The 6,140-nt window shown below is 34.3% G+C and carries 8 protein-coding genes; 4 read left to right on the plus strand and 4 right to left on the minus strand.

Annotated features, from left to right (window positions below; genetic code table 11):
• The 3 genes from AACY61_RS07160 to AACY61_RS07170 all read left to right on the plus strand — a co-directional run.
• The coding region (locus AACY61_RS07160) for an efflux RND transporter permease subunit (RefSeq protein ID WP_339610889.1) at positions 1-1,278 on the plus strand (1,278 nt) is incomplete at its 5' end.
• A 74-nt stretch (positions 1,279-1,352) separates the two neighbouring features.
• The gene (gene aspS, locus AACY61_RS07165; protein WP_339610890.1) at positions 1,353-3,101 is read left to right on the plus strand and encodes an aspartate--tRNA ligase; all 1,749 of its coding nucleotides are present in this window, start codon (positions 1,353-1,355) and stop codon (positions 3,099-3,101) included.
• A gap of 24 nt (positions 3,102-3,125) precedes the next feature.
• Positions 3,126-3,401, plus strand: coding sequence for a hypothetical protein (locus tag AACY61_RS07170; protein ID WP_339610891.1), 276 nt, complete (start codon positions 3,126-3,128; stop codon positions 3,399-3,401).
• A gap of 2 nt (positions 3,402-3,403) precedes the next feature.
• Here the strand turns inward: AACY61_RS07170 and AACY61_RS07175 are convergent, their stop codons facing one another.
• On the minus strand, positions 3,404-3,715 hold the full coding sequence (locus AACY61_RS07175) for an HPF/RaiA family ribosome-associated protein (protein ID WP_339610892.1): 312 nt from the start codon (positions 3,713-3,715) through the stop codon (positions 3,404-3,406).
• Positions 3,716-3,974: 259 nt separating this feature from the next.
• On the opposite strand from AACY61_RS07175, the gene AACY61_RS07180 reads away from it, so the two are divergent.
• Positions 3,975-4,172: a cold-shock protein gene (locus AACY61_RS07180; RefSeq protein WP_188438834.1), complete on the plus strand. Its 198-nt coding sequence runs from the start codon at positions 3,975-3,977 to the stop codon at positions 4,170-4,172.
• A gap of 47 nt (positions 4,173-4,219) precedes the next feature.
• On the opposite strand, the gene AACY61_RS07185 is transcribed toward AACY61_RS07180, so the two are convergent.
• From AACY61_RS07185 to AACY61_RS07195, 3 genes are all read right to left on the minus strand, one after another.
• Complete coding sequence (locus AACY61_RS07185) at positions 4,220-4,729, minus strand: CAP domain-containing protein (RefSeq protein ID WP_339610894.1); 510 nt, start codon at positions 4,727-4,729, stop codon at positions 4,220-4,222.
• A gap of 420 nt (positions 4,730-5,149) precedes the next feature.
• The gene (locus tag AACY61_RS07190; protein ID WP_339610895.1) at positions 5,150-5,782 is read right to left on the minus strand and encodes a response regulator transcription factor; all 633 of its coding nucleotides are present in this window, start codon (positions 5,780-5,782) and stop codon (positions 5,150-5,152) included.
• On the minus strand, positions 5,772-6,140 hold a 369-nt coding region (locus AACY61_RS07195; RefSeq protein WP_339610896.1), incomplete at its 5' end, for an ATP-binding protein. The genes AACY61_RS07190 and AACY61_RS07195, both read right to left, overlap by 11 nt.

The following is a 6,140-nucleotide window of genomic DNA, read 5'->3' on the forward strand; positions in this document are numbered from 1 at the left end:
AAATCCTTTCGTTTTATTGCTGAAAAGGACCAGGCAGGACCTCCGGCCGGATATGCCATCAATATTGAATTAAAGGGAGAAGATTATTATGAGCTTATTGAGGAAGCCAGAAATATACAGGCATACATTGATAGTCAAAACATTTCCGGAATTGAAGATTTGAATCTCGATGTCAACCAAAACAAACCTGAAATGGAAGTTGTGGTAGACCGTATGAAGGCAGGCGAATTAGGTGTTTCTACCGCTCAGGTGGGACAAGCATTACGCTCTGCTATATATGGTTTTGATGCATCTACATTTAAGGAGGGTGATGATGATCATGATATTGTGGTGCGGTTTGATAGCAATAGTCGCTATGACGAAAACGCATTATTCAATCAAAACATTACCTTCAGAGATAATAAAGGGGTTTTAAAACAAATTCCACTTTCAACCTTGGTGACAACCAAAAGCCAAGCCACTTTCAGTTCAATAAAACGAAAGGATTTAAAACGAGTCATAACTATTTACTCAAATGTACTTGAAGGTTTTAATCCAACAGAAACTGTTCAAAAAATTGAAGCTGCAATGGTCAACTATCCGTTGCCAAAAGAAATGACCTATGCATTCACTGGTGAACAAGAAGAAATGGCTAAAAATATGGAGTTTTTGTCAGGTGCTTTGGTGATTGCCTTGTTTTTGATTTTATTAATTATTGTAGGGCAGTTCAACTCTATTTCAAAACCCATAATGATTTTTGCAGCCATAGTCTTGAGTTTTATAGGAGTGCTATTTGGTCTGGTGGTTTTTCAAATGGACTTTGTGGTATTAATGACTATGATGGGAATCATTTCGTTGGCTGGTATTGTGGTGAACAATGCCATAGTATTGATAGACTATACCCAACTGCTCATTGATCGAAAGAAAGATGAGCTCGATATACCCTATGAAAAACTATTGAACAGAGAACAATATCGGGAAGTAATCATTGCAGCCGGCACAAACCGTCTGCGCCCTGTTTTACTTACTGCTATTACAACGATCCTGGGATTGTTGCCTCTGGCTGTTGGTTTAAACTTAAACTTTTTCACCCTTTTTACAGAATTTGACCCACAAATATACATCGGTGGCGATAATAATATGTTCTGGAAACCAATGTCCTGGACCATCATTTTTGGTTTAACATTTGCCACTTTTCTGACATTGGTGATTGTACCAACAATGTTTTATTTGTTGAACCGGGCAAAAATCAGGTTTTATAATGATAAAAACAGAAAGCAGGTTGAACAAATCGCTTAAGAAAACGTCCCTAAGTTTACTTGGGGATTTTTTTTCTATTAAATTTGCAAACTCATTTCTAAGAAATTAAAACTATGTACAGAACTCATACCTGTGGAGAATTAAGAGCGATTCAAATAAACCAAACCGTAACCTTGTCTGGCTGGGTGCAAAAAACCCGTGATAAAGGCTTTATGATTTGGGTAGATTTACGTGATCGCTATGGCATTACCCAGCTCATTTTTGATGAAGATCGTACGCCTGCTGAAATGATGGAAAAAGCCAAAACTCTTGGAAGGGAGTTTGTGATTCAGGTAACAGGAAAAGTGATTGAACGCGAGTCAAAAAATACGGCGATTCCAACAGGAGAGATTGAAATTTTGGTCGAAACACTCACTGTTTTAAATCAGTCACTCACACCTCCTTTCACAATAGAAGATAAAACTGATGGCGGAGAAGATTTAAGAATGAAATACCGCTATTTAGACATTCGCCGAAATCAAGTGCGTTCCAATTTGATTTTTCGCCATAAGGTGAGTATGGAAGTGAGGAAATATCTTTCAGATCAAGGTTTTGTTGATGTTGAAACCCCCTATTTAATAAAGTCAACTCCAGAAGGAGCCCGAGATTTTGTAGTGCCTTCACGAATGAATGAAGGTCAGTTTTATGCACTACCACAATCACCGCAAACGTTTAAACAATTGCTGATGGTGGGAGGAATGGATAAGTACTTTCAAATTGTAAAATGTTTTAGAGATGAAGACTTGAGAGCAGACCGCCAACCTGAATTTACCCAGATTGACTGTGAAATGGCTTTTGTTGAACAAGAAGACATTCTCAACACTTTTGAAGGATTAACACGTCATTTATTGAAAGAAATCAAAGGAGTTGAAATTGAGAAATTCCCAAGAATGACTTATGATGAAGCCATGCGAAGATATGGTAATGACAAGCCGGATATTCGGTTTGGGATGGAATTTGGTGAGCTTAATGAAGTATCCCAGCACAAAGACTTTAAAGTTTTTAATGAAGCTCAATTAGTGATTGGTATAGCGGTTCCGGGTGGAGCAAACTACTCCAGAAAAGAAATTGATGCTCTTATAGACTGGGTCAAACGCCCACAAATAGGAGCTTTGGGAATGGTGTATGTAAAATGTAATGAAGATGGAACCTATAAATCTTCAGTAGATAAATTTTATACTGAAGAAGACCTGGCTAAATGGGCAGAAAAAACCGGAGCAAAATCTGGTGATTTGATTTGCATTCTTTCAGGAGAAACGACTAAGGTAAGAGCTCAACTAAGTGCTTTACGAATGGAGTTAGCCAGCCGATTGGGCTTTAGAAAGTCGAATGAATTTACACCACTGTGGGTGATTGATTTTCCTTTACTTGAGTGGGATGAAGAGACTGAACGCTACCATGCTATGCACCATCCGTTTACTTCACCAAAACCCGGACAAATGGAATTGCTGAAAACCAATCCGGCTGGTGTAAAAGCCAATGCCTATGATTTGGTGTTGAATGGAAATGAAATCGGCGGCGGATCAATTAGAATTCATGACCGTGAAGTTCAGGAAAAAATGTTTGACTACCTTGGTTTCACACCCGAAGAAGCTAAGGCACAATTTGGGTTTTTAATGGAAGCCTTTCAATATGGTGCACCTCCTCACGGGGGAATTGCTTTCGGATTAGACAGACTTGTGGCTATATTAGGGGGGCAGGAAACAATTAGGGATTTCATTGCATTCCCAAAAAACAACTCTGGGCGAGATATTATGATTGATGCCCCTGCTCCCATAGATAAAGATCAGCTTGAAGAACTTCATTTAAAATTAAATGTGTAATTTATTAGCTAAATTATTTCAGGCATGAAGCTGTTGATAAGGTTATTTTTTCTTGTTGCTGTTGGTCTTGTGGTTTCAGGGTTTTATTATAAAACGGAAGATTTAGAACTGGGGCATCTACTTATTGGCCTTGGTGTTGCAGGAGGTTTTTTTGTTGTAATGCCTATGTTTTTATACTACCGCTGGAAAGGAAAGGATGTTAAGGACTATATGCTAACAAAAGATAGCTTAAAAAAAATGAGGGAGTATGAGACTCATAAAGATACCGTTTCTCAAGATCACTCCACAAATGAGACCTAGCCCTAGCTGTTTCTCATTTTTCCTAAAATGGTTTCAATCTTACTTTTAATTTTATCTAAACTTCCGCTAATTGATTTTTCGATGGTATCTGAATGATTGGTAACTACAATAGGTTGGCGGTTGTTCATTCTTACTTCAACCAGACATCTTTTATCATTTTTACCAAATTTTTCACTGTTTTCATCACTTAGGTGAACCTCAACTCTTGTAATACCATCAAAACGGTTTAAAGAATCATTAATAAGTGAAGAAAAGTAGTCTTCTTTTCTTTTGTTGATAACTATGTTTTTGTCTGAATTAATTTGAATTTGCATTGATACGGGTTTTAATTTTGAATACACTAAGTTAAGATTCTATTTTTAGATAGCTGATGGGTTTTTAAAAATATTAAGATTAATTTTTTAAGGAGTGTTTTTTAAAATAATATGCACTGACTATGGTTTGTTTTACGATTGAAATTTCACTAATATTAAGGATGAAAAACAAGAAAATTAAAATATATTTTGGTTTTATTTAACATTTCCATCAATATTCTGTTATCTTTACACTTTATTAATTTATTTATTTATTACAATGGAAGGAACAGTAAAATTTTTTAACGAGTCAAAAGGTTATGGTTTTATAACTAATGACGACACAGGAAAAGACATCTTTGTACACGCTTCAGGGCTTAACGGTGAAGCATTGAACGAAGGTGACAAAGTAGAGTACGTAGAAGAAGAAGGAAGAAAAGGCGTGGTTGCAGCTCAGGTAAGAGTTATTCACGACTAAAGAGATATACGTTATTGTTTAAAACCCACTTTTTTGAGTGGGTTTTTTTATTTTAAATAAAGCTGTGTGATAAAATGTTTTCCGGTATTATTTATTAAAATACTCAAGCCTGTTTTATTACTGTTCGACTCAATGGCACTTTTATGGGAGGGACTTTGAAGCCAAGCATTTAAAAGAGTTTCAGGGTTTGAATAACCCATAGCCACATTTTCCCTCAAGGCAATATACCCTAAATTGAAAAAATAGTTTTGGCGCTCTGAAAAATTAGTATGATGCAATGTGTTAACTTCCATCATGTTTTGGGTGTGGATTATAGCAACAAGATCAGCCTCTGAAATTCTTTCCAATTGATTAAAACCATTGGAACTTAAGTATTCATTCATTATTAGCAAAAATTGATCTTCTAATTCAAAATTACGTGTAAATTCTACCTGTGCCGCGGTTGAGGTGACTGAATTGTTTTCTGATTGTAATGCATCTTTGGAGCAAGCGTAAAAGCCTATTGAGATAAAAACAATAAACATAAAGTAGCGAAATGTGATTTGGGGATATTTCAATTCTTCTTAAATGATTTTACATTTAAAACAAAAAAGATTAAAAAAACCCTACTTTAATAATTATTGAAAAAGAGCAACAAGGTTTAAAATTATTACAGCTAGCGCAATAATAATAATGACAAGAAGCAAAGCTTTACTCAACATTGACTTAGTTGTGTCAAAATTGTTTTTGGTCATCACGGACGAATCTTTTTTAATAAAAAAGAACTATTAAATTTAGTAAAATGATTAAAAAAGCCGCCAACCTTATAAGAACAGGCAATGAAAATTTCATAAAAGTTTAATTTTAGTAAACACTTTTTATCGACTAAACAGTACTTTTTATGGGGCGTTAAAGAAGCAACAGTTTTATTTTCCTACAAATATAAGTAAGTAGTGTCAAAAAATAATACGTGTAACTACGTATTTTTTAAATAGTTATTAACTAATTTGTTTTTGGTGCTCTTTTGCCCAGATTAAAAGTGAGTTTGTTTTGGGCTCAATATTGAGTTTTTGGATAATATTGCTTCGATGTTTTTCAACTGTTCGGGGAGATACTGAAAGTAGCTCTGCAATTTCTTTAGTTGTTTTGTCTTTTGCAATGTAGTTTAAAATTTTTCTTTCTGAAGGAGTAAGAGATTTAATCAATAAGTTTTCAGAAGAGTCTAAATTTAAAAGTTGTTTTATTTTTAAACTAAAGTACGGAATATTATCAATCACAGACGAAATACAGTTTTCAATTTCTTCAATAGCAAAGTCTTTGAGAAGATATCCAAAAACATTCAATTCTTTTGCTTCAAAATATAAGGAAGCCTCTTTATGAAATGTAATGAGAATAATTTTGGTTTTATAGCCTTTATTGTTGCATATTTTAGCAACGTCAAGCCCTGATAAATTAGGCATTTGAATATCTAAAATGGCAATGTCAGGATTTAAATTTTCAATTAATGTAAGTGCTTGCTCTCCATCTTTAGCGCTGCCAATTATATTGTAATTTTTTTCATTCAAAAAATCATTTAAACCCTTTAACAATAGTGGGTGATCATCTGCAGTTATGATAGTTTTATTTTTCATTATAGGGTATGATAAATTCTAATTGGGTTCCTTTATTAGTTTCTGAATTAACTTTCATCACACCGTTTAAATAGCGCGTTCGTTCTTTAAGAGTTTTCAATCCAAGACTATTAAAGTCTTTATACTTTTCAGAAAAGTCAAACCCTTTGCCGTTATCTGTTAATTTAATGGTTACACTAGACTTTTTCTTTGTTAACTCAAATTGAATTGCTGTAGCATTGGAGTGTTTGATTACATTGTTAAAACTTTCTTGTACAATTCTAAATAGATTTACTTCCTGTTGAATATTAAATAAACCATCTATAGCGTCGCTTTCAGAAGTGATGAATAATTCAGTAGATTCATCAATTTGATAAAT

Source organism: uncultured Planktosalinus sp. (assembly GCF_963973675.1).
Lineage (GTDB): Bacteria > Bacteroidota > Bacteroidia > Flavobacteriales > Flavobacteriaceae > Planktosalinus.

Excerpts from the sequence above, each read along its gene's own strand:
- AACY61_RS07175 (WP_339610892.1), bottom strand. The coding sequence starts at position 3,715 with ATGCAAATTCAAATTAATTCAGACAAAAACATAGTTATCAACAAAAGA.
- AACY61_RS07180 (WP_188438834.1), top strand. The coding sequence starts at position 3,975 with ATGGAAGGAACAGTAAAATTTTTTAACGAGTCAAAAGGTTATGGTTTT.
- aspS (WP_339610890.1), top strand. The coding sequence starts at position 1,353 with ATGTACAGAACTCATACCTGTGGAGAATTAAGAGCGATTCAAATAAAC.
- AACY61_RS07170 (WP_339610891.1), top strand. The coding sequence starts at position 3,126 with ATGAAGCTGTTGATAAGGTTATTTTTTCTTGTTGCTGTTGGTCTTGTG.
- AACY61_RS07190 (WP_339610895.1), bottom strand. The coding sequence starts at position 5,782 with ATGAAAAATAAAACTATCATAACTGCAGATGATCACCCACTATTGTTA.